This window comes from Asticcacaulis sp. P4_H10 (genome assembly GCF_056400965.1).
This window is the reverse complement of sequence record NZ_JBFUKH010000001.1, coordinates 529,942-548,929: the sequence shown is the minus strand read 5'-3', so window position 1 is coordinate 548,929 and position 18,988 is coordinate 529,942. Positions and strand designations below refer to the sequence as shown.

Here is an 18,988-nt window from a genome sequence, read left to right as displayed (position 1 = left end):
ACATATTTATTTATAAAATTAGATTTCAAATTAAGCGGACACGCGCGCGCATGATCTTACCCTGAATAGAAAAAATATAAATGTATAAATTCATATATTACAATATATTAAAAAATATACGTCGAAAATTCCAAACTTTGGGATTAGCCGCCTGCGCGGTATTATTTCACATATAGCAAAATAATTCTTATGTAAAATTATGCGGGGAAACTTAATAGTCTGACTTAATAAGTTGAAAATTGCTCAGCAAACAAGAAGTTTTTTAATGAAAAATCCATCTCGGGCCGTACCCGAATCGGCGCTTGCCCTGCATTCTTTGGCCATCTGGAGATGGCAAACGCAGCCTGTGTAAGAGCGTTTCGACACAGGAACGCATTCGCTTCATAACGCGCCGCAGACAGGAATCCTGCGAGAACCCGCCATTGACGACGTTATCCGCCGTAGATGGATCGGCGCGAACCCGTCTAAGATCGACGATGTTGTAAAGCTTTGCGCGCAGCAAAAGGCCCCGGAACACCGCCTGGACGGCGCCCCGTAACAGGACCTGTGACAAGCTCGGGCGGCCGTTCAGAAATCAGGCACAAAAAAAGACCCCGAGGGGTCTGATTTTAGTCAGAAAAAATTGGCTGGCGCGCCGTGAACAGTGAAAATGAGAACTTTTGCCTCATCATAACACTATGATTTAATAACACATCTTGCAGAGACCATCTAGGCCAAACGACCACAAGCTGAGGCAGTGCTCCTCGTCGGCGGGCAAAGGTCAACGAGAGCTGCCACTGGGCCCGATCCGGTAGTAATCAAAGTCGACGCGGCCGCCGGTGGTCTTGGTCGAATAATAGAAGAGCGCGAAGCGATAACCCATGAAGTGCGGGAAGGTGTAGGTCAGGCGCGAGGGACGACCAATGGGGGTCCAGGATTTGCCGTCGAGGCTGTAGGAGAAGCGGGCAAGCTCAGGTGCGGGCTCGAAGTCGCATTCGACCCTCAGATGAACGGTTTTACCGGAGAGGGGAATGGAGGCGATCTCCTCGGGATGGTCGGAGTCGGCACTTACCATGACGAGCGATTTCGCACCTTCGCTCATCTTGACGCCAACAAAGCCATAGCGTTTCTGAAACGCGGCCAGGCCGGCCCAGTCGCCCTCTTTCATACCGCTCACGTCGATGCTGGTGGTGGCGGAACTGCCAGGTCCGAAGGTGCGCTGGGTGAGGGTATTCGGGGCCTCAGGCAGGGTGGAAACCACCCGGTTGGTGAAGAAGCTCATATAGCCGGGGCGCTTGGTTAGCGACCAGTAACGTGGCTCGGGAGTGTGATTCCATTGCCAGGCGAGCGGCAGCTTGGGGTCTCCCGGCCGGCGGTTGAATTCGTCGGAGGCGACGATGCCGGATGCGCCGGAGGCGCCCTGTCCGCCGGCAGGGATATCGAGCGTCATGGGCACCTTGCCGTCCTGGCCGAGCACGGGCCAGCCGTCCTTCCAGGTCACGGGCACCAGGTAAGGGATGCGACCAACGGCGGCGTTGTCTTTGAAAAGATAGGCATACCATTTGCCTTCCGGGGTATCGATGAGGCCGCCTTGGGCGATGCCGCGATCATCGAGCGCGAGGCGACCCTCGTAGGGACCGTCGATTGCGTCGGCGCGGTGGATGATGACACTGCGCGCCCAGCGGCTCCCCGGCGAGGCGATGTTGACGAGGTAGTAGCGGCCGTTGGCTTTGAAAAGCTGCGAGCCCTCGCCTTTGAGCCCGCCCTGGTCGGTGCCGAACTGTGCGTTCACGTTTTCGACGATGACCTTGTTTACGCCGCCGGGCTTGATGCCGGAGAGATCGGGTTGCATCTCGGTGAGCGTGATGCGCCCGCCCCCGTGAACCATATAAACGCGACCGTCGTCGTCGAAGAACAGGCTATGGTCACCCAGCGACGGCTCGAAACTTGTCTCTTTCCACGGACCTCGCTCGGGATCGCGCGTGGTGTAGATGTGGGTGCGTCCCGTGTTGGCGGAGAAGGTCGAGGCGTGGAATACACCGTCGTGGTAACGCAGGCTGCTTGCCCAGGAGCCTTCACCATAGGCGTTCTTGCCGTTTTCGAGGTTGAGGGCTTCGGTGTCGGCCAGGGTTTCATAGGCATAGGAGGCCATCCGCCAGTTGACCAGATCCGTCGACGTCATGATCGGGAGGCCCGGGCTCATGTGCATCGTCGTGCTGCTCATATAGTAGGTTTTTCCGACACGGATGATGGCTATGTCCGGGACGTCGGCCCAGATAAGGGGATTGTGGGCAGGCGCCGCCTTTGCCGGCTGTTCCGCCGCGACGGCGTGAGACGCGACGGAGGCAAGGACGAGGGCCATCATGAACAAAATCGGGCGGCTCAGGCTGTCAGTGCGTTTGTTCATTTTTTGTCTCCGAAGCTAATCAGCGGGTGAGGAGTATCGATCAAGAGGGCGTGCCGCTTGGCTCGATTCGGTAGTAGTCAAAGTCGACGCGGCCGCCGGCGGTCTTGGTTGAGTAATAGAAGAGGCCGAAGCGATAGCCCATGAAGTGCGTTGGGTAGGAATAGGTCAGGAGCGATGGACGCCCGATGGGGGTCCAGGTTTTACCGTCGAGGCTGTAGGAAAAACGGGCGAGCTCAGGCGCGGGGTCAAATTCGCATTCGACCCTCAGATGAACGGTTTTGCCAGAGAGGGGAATGGAGGCGATCTCTTCGGGCTTGTCGGAATCGGCGCTCACCATGACGAGGGATCTGACGCCGTCGGCCATCTTGACGCCAACAAACCCATAGAGTTTCTGAAACACGGTAAGGCCGGCATAGTCGCCGTCTTTCATACCGCTCACGTCAATGCTGGTAGTGGCGGAACTGCTCGGACCAAAGGTGCGCTGAGTGAGGGTATTCGGCGCCTCCGGCAATGTGGCAACGACCCGACTGGTGACGAGGCTCAGGTGGCCGGGGCGCTTGGTGAGCGACCAGTCACCAGGCTTGGGGTTGTGATTCCATTGCCAGGCAAGCGGCAACTTGGGGTCGCCGGGCTGGCGGTCGAATTCGTCAGAAGCGACGATGCCTGAGGCTCCCGAGACGCCCTGCCCGCCGGCGGGGAGGTCGAGCGTCATGGGCACCTTGCCGTCCTGGCCGAGCACGGGCCAACCGTCCTTCCAGGTCACCGGCACGAGATAGGGGATGCGACCGACGGCGCCGTTGCCCTTGAAGAGATAGGCAAACCATTTGCCGTCCGGGGTATCGATCAGGCCGCCCTGGGCGATCCCTTGGTCATCCAGCGCGATGCGACTCTCGTAGGGACCGGCGATGCTGTCGGCGCGGCTGACGATGACGGTGGGTGCCCAGCGGGTCCCGGGCGAGGCGATGTTGAAGAGGTAGTAGCGGCCGTTGGCTTTGAAAAGCTGCGAGCCCTCGCCTTTTAGGCCGCCCTGGTCGGTGCCGAACTGGGCGTTCACGTTGTCGACGATGACCTTATTCACGCCACCGGGCTTGATTCCGGAGAGATCGGGTTTCAGCTCGGAGATCTCGATGCGAGCATGCCCATAAACCAGGTAGACGCGACCGTCGTCGTCAAAAAACAGGCTGTGGTCACCAATCGCGGGCTCGAAACTCGTCTCTTTCCACCGGCCGCGTTCGGGATCACGCGTGGTGTAGAAGTGGGTGCGTCCGCTGGTGGCGGAGAAGGTCGAAGCATAGAACATGCCGTTGTGGTAACGCAGGCTGCTGGCCCAGGAGCCAAGACCATAGGCATTCTTGCCGTTTTCAAGGCGGAGGGCTTCATTGTCGGCCAGGGTCTCATGGGCGTAGGAGACCAGGCGCCAGTTGACCAGGTCCGTCGATGTCATGATCGGGAGACCCGGGCTCATGTGCATCGTGGTGCTGCTCATGTAATAGGTTTTTCCCACCCGAATGATTGCCATGTCCGGGACGTCGGCCCAGATAATGGGATTGTGGGCAGGCGCCGCCTTTGCCGGCTGTTCGGCCGCAACGGCGTGAGACGCGACGGAGGCAAGGGCGAGAGCCATCATGAACAAAATCGGACGGTTCAGGCTGTCAGGGCATCTGCTCATATTGTATCTCCGAAGGTATTCAGTGGGTCAGGGTATCGATCAAGAGAGACGCGGCCGTCTCAGCGCGCGTAGAGGGCGAAGGCGAAGTCGATGGAGGCACCGGACCTGTCCTTGAGCGGCTGACCGTCTCCATGCGCAGCGCCGGCAGCATAGACGTCGCTGCGGCTGGCACGCAGATAAGCCGTGAGCGCCTTGCGTTCGCCACTCAGCTCCAGCACATAGCGGCGCCCCGCCTTCAGCACGACCGGCTTGGCTGTGGCCAGATCGAAGCTCAGCAGGCCCGCCCCCTGGGGCTGGTATGCGATGGCCAGGCCGCCTGGGGCGCCGAGCCGTTCGGTGCCGCCGTCGACGCCTTCTGCCGCGCCCAGTTCTCGCAGCGACAGACGCAGCGATCGTCCGTCACCGGTGCCGAGCCCGTCGCCCGCGTAGAGGCTGATGCGTGCGAGTTTGATATCGGCGGTGGGTACGAAGGTCTGCGCGATACGGCTGACGCCGCCGTCGCGGTTGAAGCCCACGGGCTCCGGCGCCTGGTTGAAGGGGGCGGCCACCGACGCCAGCGCTGGCTTACCAGGCCACGCGGCCGGATAGCCCTGTGCGAATTGCTGGACGCGCACTCTGGGATCTGAACGGCCGTGGTCGATGACCGGCGCCGGCACGGCGGGCGTAGGCGGCACGCTGATGCCCGCCTCGGTCTGTGTGATGGGCAGGATGCTGCCGTCAGCGCCGTAGTGCAGGTGCTCGATGGTGACGCTGCGGCGCGCGCCGGCGCCCGTCTGGCCGTCGGCCAGTGTCAACGTGCCGTTATGGTAAATCAGATAGGACTGGCCCTTGAAATCGAGCAGACCGGCATGGACGGTATAGCTGTTCTTGACCGGACCGGTGATCAGGCCGCCATAGGTCCACGGTCCCCGCGGGCTGGGCGCCGTGGCGTAGGCCAGGTGCTCCCACACACCCTGGTGGGCCATCGCCGCATAGGTCATGTAGTAAAGGCCATTGCGCTTGGACAGCCACGGCCCCTCGGTATAGTTGGGCAGGGCAATAGTCTCGATGGGCCCGTCCAGCTCCGTCATATTGGGCTTGAGCTTCGCCAGGTGGAGAACCGGATTGCCCCAGGCCAGCCAGGCCGTGCCGTCGTCATCGACCAGGACGGTGGGATCGATGTCGTCCCAGCCATAGGGGCCGGGCGTCATCTGTTCGTTGATCAGCGCCGAGCCGCGCGCGTCCTTGAAGGGGCCCAGCGGGTTGTCGGCCACCGCCACGCCGATGGCCCTGCCCGGATGGGTGTTGTCATGCGTCATGGTGGCGTAGAAGTAGAAGCGCCCGTCGCGCTCCACCGCCTGTGACGCCCAGGCTTCGCCCACTGCCCAGCTGAAGTCAGTGGGCTTCATGATGGCGCCGTGCGACGTCCACTGCTTGAGGTCGCGCGATGAATAGACGCGCCATTCGTTCATGCGGAAAAACTCGTCGCCCTTGGCCTCGTCACGGCCGACATAGATGTAAGCGGTGTCGCCCACCACCATCGGCGCAGGGTCGGCGGTGAATACGTCGCGCAGTAGCGGATTGCTGCCCGGCGCGGGTTCGGCGGCCAGCAGGCTGGCAGGCAGGACGACGCCCAGCAGGAGGGCGCTGTGGGCAGCCCAAGCCAGGAGTGTCAAAGCGCGTGGGACCACCCGCCCCTTTGAAGACGAGATACAGGTCGTGCGTGGAGACAGGCGCGAAGTCATTCGGGTTCTTTCTTAGGCATCGGCCTTGGTGGCCATCAGGGCGCGGCGAAGATCGCGGCGATCGTTGAAGGATTAAAGTCGGCGCCGGTGGTGCGATTGAACAGGCCGCACGAGTGATTGGGGTAGGAGCCGGTGTCCCAGTAATAGGGTGCGAAGCCATGCCGGATTGCGGATGCTGTGACGTACTTGGTCCAATAGTCCCTGTACTTCAGCGATGGATCATACTCGGTCCGCGATATGGCGCAGTATTCGCCGATGATTACCGGGATGCCCTTGTCGGAATAGGCGGCCTTCGCCCTGTCGAACTTGGCGTCGACATTTGCCTCGCCGTCCCATGATTCCGTTGCCGAGGGATCGGTCGCGATTGAACCCCACTGCCAGATGGTGCTCTTGTCGTTCAGGGTGAAGTTATACCCATCGTAGAAATGGAACTCCATCATCAGCCGGCCGGTGATGGTGTCGGTGGGCACGGGCGCTCCGCACGCGTCGATCGTATTAGTGATGTCGGTATTATAACCCTGGAATACCAGCATTCGCGACGCATTGTTGCCGCCGGTCGCGCGCACCGCATCGACGAAGGTCTGGTTGAAGCCCGCCTGGACGGTGCAGTTTTCCGCCGACGGCACGCCATAGTCGACGTGGATTTCGTTGGTGCCGGCGAACAGCAAGTGGTTGTCATAATCTTTGAATTCGGTCGCGATCTGGGTCCACAATTTCTTGTATGCCGCGTTGCCGGCAGCCTGGCTCGCAAACGTCGGGTTATACCAGTCGCTCTTATGCTGGTTGATGATGACGTAGAGCCCGGCGGTACGCGCCATATCGACCACTTGCTTGACCCTGGCGATCCAGGACGGGGTGACGTTCCCAGAGCTGTCGATATACTGCGCCCACTCGACCGGAATACGCACGCTCTTGAAGCCGGCGGCCGCGATTGCGTTCATCAACTGCTGGTTTACCGCGGGATTGCCGAAAACGGTCTCTTGCGAGGTCGTATAGGGAGGGCTGTAATTATTTAACGACTCAAGCGTATTGCCGATATTGATGCCCCTGCCGAGCTGGACCGTAGTGACAGCCGTCATCGTGGGGGGCGGAGGCGGTGGTGGTGGTGGTGGTGGCGTTGATACTGAACCGGACGACCCGCCCCCGCCGCACGCGGCAGCAGCCAGGGCCAGGAAGGCCGACAGAACCACGCGGTTGCGCATCTTTTTGTGAAATCTCATTCTAAAATCTCCCGTGTTTATTGATAATGCGCCGCGCTGTTATTCCGACCAGATAAAGCGCGCGCCGTCGCTGTTGTCCGGCATAGGGCCGGGGCTGTCGGCCCGGATATCCCGCGTCTTCGGATCGATGCGCAGGAAACGGTTGGTGGCCAATGACATCAGCACCAGTTCCCCCGTAGGCGTTTCGATCCATTGAAAGGTCTGCGCCGCGCCGGAAGGGCCGGCCGCAAGCTTCACCGTGCCATCCGCACCGACCGTGACATAGTTTTTGCCCGACCGCAGGGCGATGCGGCCCAACTTGCGGTCAACGACGTCGAACCGGGTCGGGACACCCGACGCCAGCCCGCCCTCGCCGGCCGCCAGTCCGGTCGTCCCGCGAAACGACGTCAGCTGGATCGATCGTTTGTAGGGAATGGGCCGCATCAGGCCTCGGGGCTGCGGCTGATGGACGTCGATACTGTCGAAATCGGCAAACCCGCCCTCGGTGCCGGCGGTGTTGTAGTTGAACAATCCATAGCGAACGCCCTGGAAGGTATAGGTCTGGTAGAGCAGCGCGACCGCGTCGCCGATAGGGATAAAGGTGACGCCATCAAATGAGTAGCTGAAGCGCGCCCGTTCGGTGAGAAAGTCGCAGTCGGCCCGAAGCCAGATGCGCGTCCCCGTCATCTTCACCCGCACCGTCTGGTCGCGGAACTGGTCATAAAAGACGACGTCTTGCCCGTCGGTGCGCTTTTCGACCCCCAGGGTCGCATAGGGAAGATTGAGCAGGCCCAGTCCCGCTGTGTCGCCCGGCTTCAGGTTCGATACATCGAGCTGGACGGTCGGCGTCGACATCGGGCCGATCCCCCGTTGCGTCAAGGTATTGCGGGCATCATAGAATGACGTCGCCGGCAGGGCGTGAAGCCGCAGGAACCCCGGCCGCTCCGACAACGACCACTTGCCGTCGACCGGCACGTGGTTCCACTGCCACAGGGGCTGGAGCTTCGGTGCTGAAAAGTCGTCGCTACGCTGAAACGGCACGCGAACCGGCTGCGGCGTGGCGGTCTTCGGCTTCACCCAGGTCCGCGGCGAGCGCATCTCATTACCCGGTAGGCCAAAATAGGGCCAGCCGTCCTTCCACGTGATCGGAGACAGGCCAAGCAAGCGACCGACGGAATTGAAATCCATCATCGAATAGCCCCACCATTCGCCTTCCGGCGTATGGACGATGCCCCCCTGGTGCATAGCCAGGCTATGGTTGGTGGCGGGGTCAGGGCCCCAGGTCGAGAACGGCGGCTTGGGCGAACCCAGGCGAAGCCCTGACGCCATGCCGAAGTCTTCGTGCGAACTGATCGACCGATTGACCTCGTAGGGGCCAAGCACATGATCCGCCCGTGCCGCCGGCATGCGAAAGCCGCCGGCGTAATTGGCGCTGATAATGTAGTACTTGCCGTCGATCTTGTAGAAATGCGCGCCTTCGCCCATCCCAGCGTCCTCGCTGAACAGGACACGTTCGGTGCCAGGCACAATGTCGGTCAGGTCGTCGTTGAGCTGGGCCAGATGCATCGCCTGGTGACCCCAGACGACATAGGCCCTGCCGTCGTCGAACAGGACGGACAGGTCGTGAAAGCCGCGCTTCATCGACGTGTGCGTCCACGGCCCCTTCGGATCGGTGGCCGTGAACATCTGGGTGTTCTGGCCGTTGACGTTCGAGAAGATGTAGAACTTGCCGTCATGGTAGCGGAAGCACGGCGCCCAGATACCCGTGCCGTAGATTGCCTGGCCATTTTCCAGCCGAAACTGCGGACCAAGGTCAAGCTTGTCCATGGCATAGGCAACGAATTCCCAGTTGACCAAATCCTTTGAGCGCAGAATCGGCAGGCCCGGCATGGTGTGCATGGTGGTACCGGTCAGGTAGAACCAGTCGCCGACGCGGATCATGTCCGGGTCTGAGAATTCGTCATAAAACAGAGGATTGGTGAAAGTGCCGTCGCCATTATCCGGCGTCCAGGTCGCGGTCGAAAGACCTTGAGATACGCCGGCGGCCGGATTCGGCGCATATGCCTGAGCTGCACATGGAATAAGCGTCAAGGCCGCGCATGACAACAACCCGGATATGACGATTCCGGACGACCTTGACCCATGCCGCATGACGCTTCCCTTATGCCTTTTGGATGTTGATACCATCCAAGTCGGCGTTCACAAGGGAAAACGGATTTTAAATTTACCAGTAAAACTTTAAATAAATTAAGCTTGTAAAGCCGTAACAGGGCAAATATCCCTAGTAACGCTGCAATTGTCGGACTTTTGTCCAGGAGCATGACGCTCAGCAGATAAAGCCATAAGAACATTATCAGTTGAGGAATACGTGGGGATGCCATCGATGCGCCTTTTGACCTCCGCGGCCGCGATTGCTGCCGCCCTGATCCTGCCTGTTGCGGCCCATGCCGCTGACGCGCCGGTTGAGGTAATGCTGGATGCGTCCAAGCCCGGCGCCGTGATCGACCGCCATATCTTCGGCCAGTTCGCCGAGCACCTGGGCACCGGCATCTATGGCGGCATCTGGGTCGGCAAGGAGTCCACCATTCCGAACACGCGCGGCATCCGTAACGATGTTGTCGTGGCCTTGAAAGCGCTCAAGGTCCCGAATGTCCGCTGGCCGGGCGGCTGCTTCGCCGACCAATACAACTGGCGCCGCGGAATAGGCTCCGAGCGCACGCCGGCCGTCGGCGAGCCAAACACCTTCGGTACCGACGAATTCATGGACTTCGCCGACCAGATCGGAACCGAAGCCTATATCTCGGTCAATCTTGGCTCGGGCAGTGCAATGGAAGCCGCCGACTGGTTCGAATACATGACTGCGACCGATGGCCTGGGGGGCCAGCGCGCCAAAAACGGTCATCCGGCGCCGTACAAGGTTGCGATCCTGGGGCTCGGCAACGAATCCTGGGACTGCGGCGGCGCGATGTCGGCGGACTTCTACGTCAACGAAATGAAGCGCTTCTCGCACTTCGTCCGTAACTATAATCCCACGCCCAGCCAGCCGATGAAGCGCGTGGCCGTCGGCCCAAGCGGCGGCGACACCAGCTATACCGAAGAAGTCATGAAGGCGTGGAGCAAACGTTCCTGGTCTTGGGATATCGAAGGCCTGTCACTGCATTTCTATGCGACGGGTGGTTGGCCGCCGCATATGGCGGACATCGGCTTTGACGATAAGGACTATGCCGTCCTAGTGAAAGACTCGCTCCGCATGGACGAGATTATCAAGACGCATTCGGCGATCATGGACAGGTACGATCCCGAAAAGAAGGTCGCCCTGGCTGTCGACGAATGGGGCACGTGGCTGGCGCCGGCGCCGGGGACTGACCCGGGCTTCCTGGTACAGCAAAATACCCAGCGCGACGCCGTGGTGGCCGCGCTCGGCATCAACATCTTCGCCCGCCACGCCGACCGCGTCCGCATGGCCAATATCGCCCAGATGGTCAACGTCCTGCAGGCCATGATCCTGACCCACAAGGACAAGATGGTGCTGACGCCGACCTATCACGTCTTTCATATGTACGTGCCGTTCCAGGACGCGACCGTCGTGCCGCTGACCTTCGACGCCGGCACCTATGCTGTCAACGGCGCCACCCTGCCGCGCGTCGATGCCGTCGCGGCCCGCGACAAGGCCGGCAAGGTATGGATCGCCGTCACCAATATCGACGCGAAGTCGCCCGCGACATTCAGCGTTTCACTAGCCGGCGTGAAAGCCACGAAGGCCTCAGGCCGCACCCTTTCGGCGCCGAAGGTCGACAGCATCAACACCTTCGAGGCGCCCAATACCGTCGCTCCCAAGGCTATATCGGCCAAGGTCGCTGGCGGTCAGCTAACCCTAACCGTCGCCCCGGCGTCGGTGACGGTGCTCAGCCTGGACTAGCCAGGGTAAACCGGCGGCCCAACCCGCTGGCGATACGCCTCCATCGTAATGAACGAACCATATCGAGATTTCGGCTAAACACGGAGAGACACATGAAGATTCACGCAGCACTTCTGGCCACCAGCGCCCTCATTCTCGCATCGGCCGCCTCTGCACAAACCGCCGGCACGCCTATCCTTGCCGCGACGACGGACTGGACCATCTACAGCGCGGGACCGCACCAGACTATCAATGATACTAAGGTGGAGGGCGGCAAGGCGGTTGAGGTGCAGGCCACCGGGGCGGGCGGCATTTGGGAGGTTGCCGGGATTCGCCCGGTCGATGGCGGAATTGCAAAAGGCGATCATGTCGTAGCGAGCGTCTGGGTAAAATCTGACGTGCCCGCTCAGGCCGTCTTCCGCGTCGAAATGCGGGCAGGCGCGGCGCGTGTCGGCGAACGCAACATTGATATCGGGACCGGGTGGTCACAGCAAACGCTCGATTTCGTGGCTACGGACAATTATCCGGCAGGCACCACGCAAGTCGCACTTCTCCTGAATTCAGGGAAGCACACCATCTATCTCGGGCCAGTTTCCGTTGCCAATAAGAGCAAAAACTAAAGTGATATCTTAAAATGACGAAGTACGTTTAATCGCTTTTTGAGATCTGGAATATTGGAGGCACGCTTTGACGACCGAGCAAAACAAGCAGGTGATGCAAAAGTTCACCAATTTCATCAATACCGCCAGCCCGGCTCTGGCGGACGAGCTTATCGATCCGGAAGCGATCTTTCACGTGCCTGGACGGCCGGAGCCTTTAAGAGGCCCGGATGGATACCTTGACATCATCGCCATGATGCGCGGTGGCTTTCCTGATATCCAGTGGACGCTCGACGAGTTAATCTGCGAAGAGAGCAAGGTTGCGGCTCGCTTCATCATGCGGGGCACTCATCAGGGTGATTTCATGGGCGTTGCGCCCACCGGAAATACAATCGCTGTTCAGGCGCTTAACATCTATCATCTCTCGGACGGAAAGATCGTCAAAGAGTATGGGCAGCCGGACATGATGAGCCTGATGCACCAAATCGGCGCATTGCCCGGATAGGATTGTCGAAATGCAAATTGTCGCATGAGCGATTACTGCGCTGTGCCGAGATATTGAAAATTATGCCAACTATCTGAACCGGATATCTCACATTGGCTTCTGAAGCCCTTGAAGACGCGGGCGTGCTTGCCGGTGGCGAGGTTCCGGTTATGACGCCGCACCTCGCCCACGCAGGAATTCGTCATGACCGGGCAAGGTGTTCGCCCGGTTCTTAATGACGCTTTTCATGCCTCGAAGGGTATTTCGAACGTCGGCTTCCGGTATGAGATTGGCTTGCGGATCATAGCCCTGCGGCCACAGGCCCTGCCCAAGCATCACAGCACTCCAGCTCTTTTCCCTGAAGAGTTCGCCGGGGCTCAGAACCAGACGCCCCCGATTGGCAAAGACCGCCATCCGTTCGGCAAGACTTTCCGGAACATCCATGTCGCGGACCTGACGCCAAAAGGGTGTGTCGTCCCGTTGGGTTTGCTTGTAATGCAGGATCACGAAGTCCCTGACATCCTCATATTCGGCAGTCATCAGTTTGTTATAGAGATTGACTTCGGCCTGAACGATCCCGCTGGCGGGGAAAAGCGCCATCAGGATCGCGACACCACGCTGGATCAGGTGAATGCTCGTGGATTCCAGAGGCTCGACGAAACCCGATGCCAGTCCGAGCGCAATGACGTTCTTGTTCCACGTCAACCGGCGGCGGCCCGTGGTGAAGCGAAGGTGTCTAGGGGTTGCGATAGCCGCCCCGTCCAGGTTGGCCAGCAAATGCGCCTCAGCGTCATCGTCGCTCATAAACTGGCTGCAATAGACGTGGCCATTGCCAACACGATGCTGCAATGGGATGCGCCACTGCCAGCCGGCGGCGCCGGCTGTGGCGCGTGTATAGGGCTGGGTGGGACCCGACAAGGCACTTGGCACGGCTATGGCGCGGTCCATCGGCAGCCAGTGGGACCAATCGACATACCCGGTTTTAAGGGCGTCTTCTATCAGCAGGCCCCTGAAGCCGGAACAATCGATAAATAGGTCCGCCTGCAGGGCTCCACCATCCGACAAATGCAAGGCGTCGACAAATCCCGTCTCAGCGTCAAGAGTCACACCGGCAATACGGGCATCAACATGCTTCACCCCGTTCTTCAGCGCGACTTCGCGAAGGACACCGGCATACAGCGCCGCATCGAAATGCATCGCGTAGGACAATTTCGACAAAGGGTCACGCGGATCGTCCGTCGGCCTGGCGAACCGCCCGGCATAGGCCGCCGCAGTGGCTATCGAGTAGTCCGAAAGCGCTCCCTCACGCGTTCTCAGCCAGTGGTGGTGGAATTGAACACCGGACAGGTCAAGGCCGTGACTGCCGAAAGGATGGAAATAGCGATCCCCCACAGCACCCCAATTTACAAATTCGATGCCAAGCTTAAAAGTGGCGTTTGTCCTGCGCATCATCTCGTCTTCGTCCAGTCCCAGCATGAAATTAAGCTGGCGGATGGGCGGGATCGTGGCCTCGCCTACACCGACTGTGCCGATTTCCGAGGAGTCGACCACGGTGATGGAGACACTATGGCGCTCGAGACTTGCCGACATGACGGCGGCGGCTATCCAACCCGCGGTCCCGCCTCCAACAATGATGACTTTTTTTATTTGCTGCATCTGTGTTCTGGTACCAGCATTTCCAGTGCTTCTGTTTAGGGTCATTGCAGCTACGCGCTCTTCTTATTCGCGTTAAACCCATGCAGGCGAACCTGCTCGATCAGGTCCCTGTGCGTGGGCAGTATCGACAAGACCTGGTTCCCCTGCCGCCTTATTTCAGCGAACTGAGCCCTGGCGTCGTCAAAGTATCTGTAGACACCTCGCTGCGCACTGATGTCAGTCTTGAAACCCATGCCGTAGAGGACGTACTGCCAGTTGTCCTCGGTGAAGATGTCGTGATTGGGGTCCATATCCAGGAAGCTTGGCGGGCGATAACGCCACCGTTCCAGCCGCGCCTGCAAATCGTCCGAAACGGTTTCGGGCCGCACATTATCGCGCCAGAAATCCGTATCCGTCCTTTGTGTCAAACAGTAGTGCAGCTTGATAAAGTCAACAACATGGTCAAACCGGCGCGTCATCATGCCGTTAAATTGGGCCGCGCTGACCTCGTAATTGTTGTTCCATGGGAACAGGTTGGACAAGATCAGGGACGCGATTTCGGCGTAGCCAATACCCGTCGCTTCCAGGGGTTCAATGAACCCGGCAGACAGGCCGATGGCGACACAGTTATTCTTCCATTGGGTCTGGCGGCATCCGGCTTCGAAGTTCAAAAACCTGACCTCGCAAGACCGCGCCGACGATCCGACATACGCGCGCAAAACCTGCTCGGCACGCTCATCCGTGGTGTGATCCGTTGAATAGACATAGCCGACACCCCGGCGGCCGGTCAGGCCGATATCCCATGTCCAGCCACATTCCTGGGCGGTTGAGATGGTTTGCGACTCGATAGGACCACCCGGTTGATCGTAAGGCACCTGCAAGGCCACGGCACGATTGGCGAAGACCTGGGAGCGCCGGGATTTGAATGGCACCCCCATGGCCTGGCCGATCAGCTGCGCCTTGAACCCGGTGCAATCGATATAGAGGTCCGCTGTGAGCTCGCCATGCTGCCGCGTTATCAGGCGCTCGATATAGCCGTTGTCGCCCACAATGACCTGGTCGACCGTGCCCGCAAGATGCTTCACGCCAAAGGAGACGGCTTTTCGGCGCAGCAGTTTCGCCAATTCGACCGCGTCGAAATGGTAGGCATAGTTCAACGGCCCGCCATGCCCGGGCTGGCTGATCAGTTTCGGCGCCCTCCGTTCGTCGGCAACGCGTTGCTGGACCGTGCTGACGCTTGCCCAGCTAGCATCACCGGCAACACCCAGTAGCCAATACGGCAACAGGTCAAATTGAGTATGCTGGCCGGAAACCTGAAAGGGATGAAAATACGCGTCTTCACCCTGTTTGTCGGAGGCGCCACGCCAATTTACAAAGCGTATACCCTGCTTGAAGGTCGCGCCGGCTTCGCGGATCAAGCTGTCTTCATCAAGGTCTATCCGGCTAAATGTCTTCCGGATGCTTGGAAACGTCCCTTCGCCCACGCCGATAATGCCAATATCGGGCGCCTCGATGAGGGTAATATCCAGTCCCTCCGCGAGGCCGTGAGACAGTATCTTGGCCAGATAGGCAGCCGTTATCCAACCCGCGGTCCCGCCCCCAACAATAACGACTTTCTTTCGCAAGACGCACTCCGCAGGTTATCTCTGGTTACAAACACCATCGTCAAAAGCAAAACGAGAACCTTATTTTCATAAGGCTCTCGTCCAGGCTCAGCTATTAGTAGCGTGCGCGCAGATACGCACTGACGCGGCGGTCGCTCTGGTAGGTGTCATAGCGCTCAAACACACCCGGAAGCGGTTCTTGCAGAGTCTTGGACACCGTATTTGTCAGATTGGCGGCCGAGATACCAAAGGTCATGCGGTCCGTGATCCGGTAGTCTAAACCAAAGTCGAGATAACCGGCATCGGCACTCCACAACGGCACCATCTCATAGATTTTTCCGCCATTTTTATCCAGGCAGGCCGTGCAGATGTACGGATTGCCGCCCGTGGAATTAAACGACAGCGGATTGGCATTCGTGCTGAGAAGTTGCTTTGAGTGCCAATTGTAAGCTATGCGCGCATTTAACGGACCGCGGCTGTAATACAATTCGACATTGTAGGAGATTTTCGACAGGCCGTAATAGGGCAGGTCTTTGATATCGGTTTCTGGATTACCGGCACCAACGCCGCCGGCACCCCCCGTATTGGGCCCCTGGAACACGAAGTCAGGTACGTATGGGCCGACAACGGAGTTGGCCAGTTGCGACGGATTTCTGCTGTCAACATAGGTCAAGCTGCCGCTGACACCGAAGCCCTTGAAGATCCCCGGCAATTCGTCGAAGAACTTGCGGCCGCCGATCTCAAAGCCTTTGATGATAGCCGGCTTATGAACCGATGTGTTTTGCTGATAGAACCAGGGCAAATCCACTGTGACGGGAACCTTGGCCGCTCCCTTCAAAAGTGGCGTGGGCTGGATCTGATAGTAGTAGGTATACAGATCCTGATCCTTCAGCTCCTTGCCAAAAAAGTCGACATAAGCAAATACGCCGTCCTTGGGGTACCATTCCAGTGCGATATCGCCGCTGGCGATCATGACCGGCTTCATATCCGCCCCAGATTGACTGACCACGTTCTTCAAGAAATTGACGGTTATTGGGGTCAGCGTCACGGGATCGGCCCCGGTACGGCTGTCAGTCGCAGCAGTGACTTGTCCCCCGGCTCTGATTTGTTCAAGATTCGGCGGGCTTATACCCTGCGACGCGGCCATTCTCAGGATGACCTTGGGCGAGATGTCGAACTTGACGTTGAAGGACGGCAGGGCACGTGTAAAGGAGATTTCCTTGCTGCGCGGCTCGATGGTCTGAACAACCTGGTAAAAATCACCCTGTTGCGTGGGTTTACCACCATTGGCGATGGCGGCCATCGCGCTGGCCTGATCGAGGTAGAAGCTATTTCCTCCGTTGACGATGAGATTGCCGCTACCGCTCAAAATCTGCCGGACGACCCGGACGCCGATATTGCCGGTGAAGGACGGAATAAAACCGAAACCGTTGCTTCCGAACTTGCCCTGGATATAGAAGGCCGCGTTCCTCAACGATGTGTTCGTGACCCCCAAATTCCGGTCGATTGACGTGTCGTAAAAACCTTTCGCCGTCCATGGCGTTGCGTCACAAGCGACAGCTCTTGCTTCAGCCGCACATCTCGCCGCATTGAGCGCACCCCCATGCGCATTGGCGCCTATTGAGGCCAATTGTTGCCAGTTGTAACCTTGCATCAATTCTGCGCTAGGCACCAGAATGGCCCCTGGGGACCCAACACTTCCGCCGAAGTAGCCCGGGAAATCAAATACCTCGTAATCCGCAGGCTTAACTGTACCATTTGGGTTAATGGTAATATCTCTTTGCACTTCTGCCGTCTGGTAAGTGCCGTCACTGTTTTTTATGCGTTGACCGCTGCCATCAAGAACATAAGCCTGGAACTTATCACCCGTCACGGAGTACGGACCGGTTATAGCCTTAGGCCCGGTCAGGAAGGGCGCGAAGCCGGGCGTAGACGTCCCATCGGGGTATGGCATAGCATTCCAGGGTTCCGATATGGGCGCCCAATAGGTGCCGACGAAATTATCCCGCTCGCTGCGAACCGCCATCCGGGCGCCAAACGTTACCGATTTGAAGAAATGATCCCCATCGAGAGCGTAGTCGGCGTCTATATTGGCGGCCACCGAGGTACCTTTGTTGCGGTTGCCGTTATAAGCGAATGAGTTGAAAAAGGCCGTATTGGTATTGACCAAAGCCGTCGCATCGAAGCCACCCAGAACCGGAATGTCTTGCGTCGCGTCGAAGCTGGCCGATGACAAGGCCGGATCGGATTGGGTGATCCCGGCAAACATGCCAAGCCCGTTCGTACGGGACGACACGATCTGCAGGGCGCCGCGCAGGCGAAGCGCGTCGCTCGGCGTCCATATGAAGCTTTGGCTGATGTCCAGGGTCGACGACGTATTGTGGCTTGCAGATGTCGATCCGCCAAGGTTCAGCGTGATGGTACCGGCGGTGTTATTGGAAGTCTTGCAGTAGAACATACCGGTGTTCGGAACGATGTTACCTGAGGAATCCCTCGTGCCCGGACTGTCCCAATTGCCCCAATTGATATCGGGATTCGACGAATCCAGGCTGCCGTATTGCGTGCGGCAATCAGCGTTAAGCAGCTCCGGCTTCGGCGTGCCCATAAAATTGATGTAGCTGTAAGCCGGATCATTCGGATCCCAGTATTCGTCAAGCCAGTTATTGCCGCCCCAACCGAAGATAGGGGTCCCGGCTCCGGTCCCGCCTAAGCGCAAGGAGCCTTTCGTCATGGCGCCCGCTTCGTCAAAGGTCGCGTCTGTCGGAATATTTTCATTGGTGGCATTTGGCCTGTTATCAAACCCGCCGTCATGTCCTTCAGACTTGGTCTTGTATTGCGAATAGAAGACAATCGTGCTCAGCGACAGATTGTCGCTCGGCTTCCATTGGAAGGCCCCGTAGAAACCATCACGATCCCGCTGGTTCGTGTGCTGACTCCATTTATATCCCGTCGGCACAAGCGACCGCCCCGCCGATACGTCAGGATTGTTCTGCATCTTGTAGGCGCCAATTGCGGAATTACTGTCCTGCGAAAAATACTGGCTGTGCGCGACATCGATCAGGAAACCCATTTCGCCGTACTTCGTGTCGAAGCGGCGGGTATAGAGCAGGGACATGTCCGGCGAGATCTTCTTGACCTGGTCGCCGTAGCTGGCACCCAGAGACACGTCGAACTCAGGTTTCTTGTAGTCGAACGGCATACGTGTTCTCAGGTCAACGGAGGACGTCCCGCCCTCGATGAGATCCGCGCGCGCCGCCTTGTAGACGTCAACCCCGGCCGCAAGCTCCGGCGTGACGTCACCCCAGCTAAGGGCATTCGCGCCATTGGCGCTGAACGCCTGGCGGCCGTTCAGCGTACTTGCGTTATAAGGCAAGCCGCGCACACTGATGCCCGAGCCCTCGATCTGGAAGGACGGCGTACCGCTGCTGCCGACCGACGAAAAACGCGACAGGGTGACGCCCGAAACCCGCGACAGGACCTCGGTGATCGAGGTGTCGGGCAACTGGCCGGCCTCATCGGCAACGATTGAGTCGACGATGGTATCGGAATTCTTCTTGATCTGGATGGCAGACTGCAGCGCCTTACGGCGCACTGTAACGATGACCACCCCACTGTCATCGCCCGCCGCACTGGCATCCTCGCTGGCGCGTGGCGCCGCATCCTGGGCGAATGCCGCATGGCTCATCGCCATAAGGGCAAGAGCCGACGCCCCCGCGCCCAGCAAAAATTTGCGTGTAAAATAATTCATCACTGTTTCCTCAAGGACCGCGTTTCATTCGTGCCCGGGCTG

General features: G+C 59.0%; 11 protein-coding genes. 3 read left to right on the top strand and 8 right to left on the bottom strand.

Annotated elements, in window-relative coordinates:
- Positions 1–760: 760 nt before the first annotated feature.
- From AC1DON_RS02510 to AC1DON_RS02490, 5 genes are read right to left on the bottom strand one after another with little or no spacing between them, the layout of a single operon-like run.
- Complete coding sequence (locus AC1DON_RS02510; RefSeq protein WP_476933145.1) at positions 761–2,386, bottom strand: glycoside hydrolase family 43 protein; 1,626 nt, start codon at positions 2,384–2,386, stop codon at positions 761–763.
- A 40-nt stretch (positions 2,387–2,426) separates the two neighbouring features.
- A complete protein-coding gene (locus tag AC1DON_RS02505; protein WP_476933144.1) occupies positions 2,427–4,055 on the bottom strand; it encodes a glycoside hydrolase family 43 protein in 1,629 nt (542 codons plus the stop codon).
- 59 nt (positions 4,056–4,114) lie between these two features.
- Positions 4,115–5,779 carry a glycoside hydrolase family 43 protein gene (locus AC1DON_RS02500; RefSeq protein WP_476933143.1) on the bottom strand — a complete coding sequence of 555 codons (1,665 nt, stop codon included), beginning with the start codon at positions 5,777–5,779 and terminating at the stop codon, positions 4,115–4,117.
- A gap of 35 nt (positions 5,780–5,814) precedes the next feature.
- Positions 5,815–6,999 carry a glycoside hydrolase family 5 protein gene (locus tag AC1DON_RS02495; RefSeq protein WP_476933142.1) on the bottom strand — a complete coding sequence of 395 codons (1,185 nt, stop codon included), beginning with the start codon at positions 6,997–6,999 and terminating at the stop codon, positions 5,815–5,817.
- Positions 7,000–7,038: 39 nt separating this feature from the next.
- Entirely contained in the window at positions 7,039–9,069 is a 2,031-nt protein-coding gene (locus AC1DON_RS02490) for a family 43 glycosylhydrolase (protein WP_476933141.1), read from the bottom strand.
- A gap of 292 nt (positions 9,070–9,361) precedes the next feature.
- Between AC1DON_RS02490 and AC1DON_RS02485 the strand changes: the two genes are divergently transcribed.
- The 3 genes from AC1DON_RS02485 to AC1DON_RS02475 all read left to right on the top strand — a co-directional run bounded on the left by AC1DON_RS02485 (position 9,362) and on the right by AC1DON_RS02475 (position 11,980).
- Positions 9,362–10,897 (top strand): alpha-N-arabinofuranosidase, encoded by a 1,536-nt coding sequence (locus AC1DON_RS02485; RefSeq protein ID WP_476933140.1) that lies wholly within the window; start codon positions 9,362–9,364, stop codon positions 10,895–10,897.
- Between the two features lie 92 nt (positions 10,898–10,989).
- The gene (locus tag AC1DON_RS02480; RefSeq protein WP_476933139.1) at positions 10,990–11,496 is read left to right on the top strand and encodes a hypothetical protein; all 507 of its coding nucleotides are present in this window, start codon (positions 10,990–10,992) and stop codon (positions 11,494–11,496) included.
- 67 nt (positions 11,497–11,563) lie between these two features.
- Complete coding sequence (locus AC1DON_RS02475) at positions 11,564–11,980, top strand: ester cyclase (RefSeq protein WP_476933138.1); 417 nt, start codon at positions 11,564–11,566, stop codon at positions 11,978–11,980.
- Between the two features lie 147 nt (positions 11,981–12,127).
- Here AC1DON_RS02475 and AC1DON_RS02470 read toward each other — a convergent pair whose 3' ends face one another.
- The 3 genes from AC1DON_RS02470 to AC1DON_RS02460 form a co-directional block, all read right to left on the bottom strand.
- Positions 12,128–13,615 (bottom strand): tryptophan halogenase family protein, encoded by a 1,488-nt coding sequence (locus AC1DON_RS02470; RefSeq protein WP_476933137.1) that lies wholly within the window; start codon positions 13,613–13,615, stop codon positions 12,128–12,130.
- Positions 13,616–13,665: 50 nt separating this feature from the next.
- Complete coding sequence (locus tag AC1DON_RS02465; protein WP_476933136.1) at positions 13,666–15,219, bottom strand: tryptophan halogenase family protein; 1,554 nt, start codon at positions 15,217–15,219, stop codon at positions 13,666–13,668.
- 94 nt (positions 15,220–15,313) lie between these two features.
- On the bottom strand, positions 15,314–18,946 hold the full coding sequence (locus tag AC1DON_RS02460; protein WP_476933135.1) for a TonB-dependent receptor domain-containing protein: 3,633 nt from the start codon (positions 18,944–18,946) through the stop codon (positions 15,314–15,316).
- Positions 18,947–18,988 lie beyond the last annotated feature (42 nt).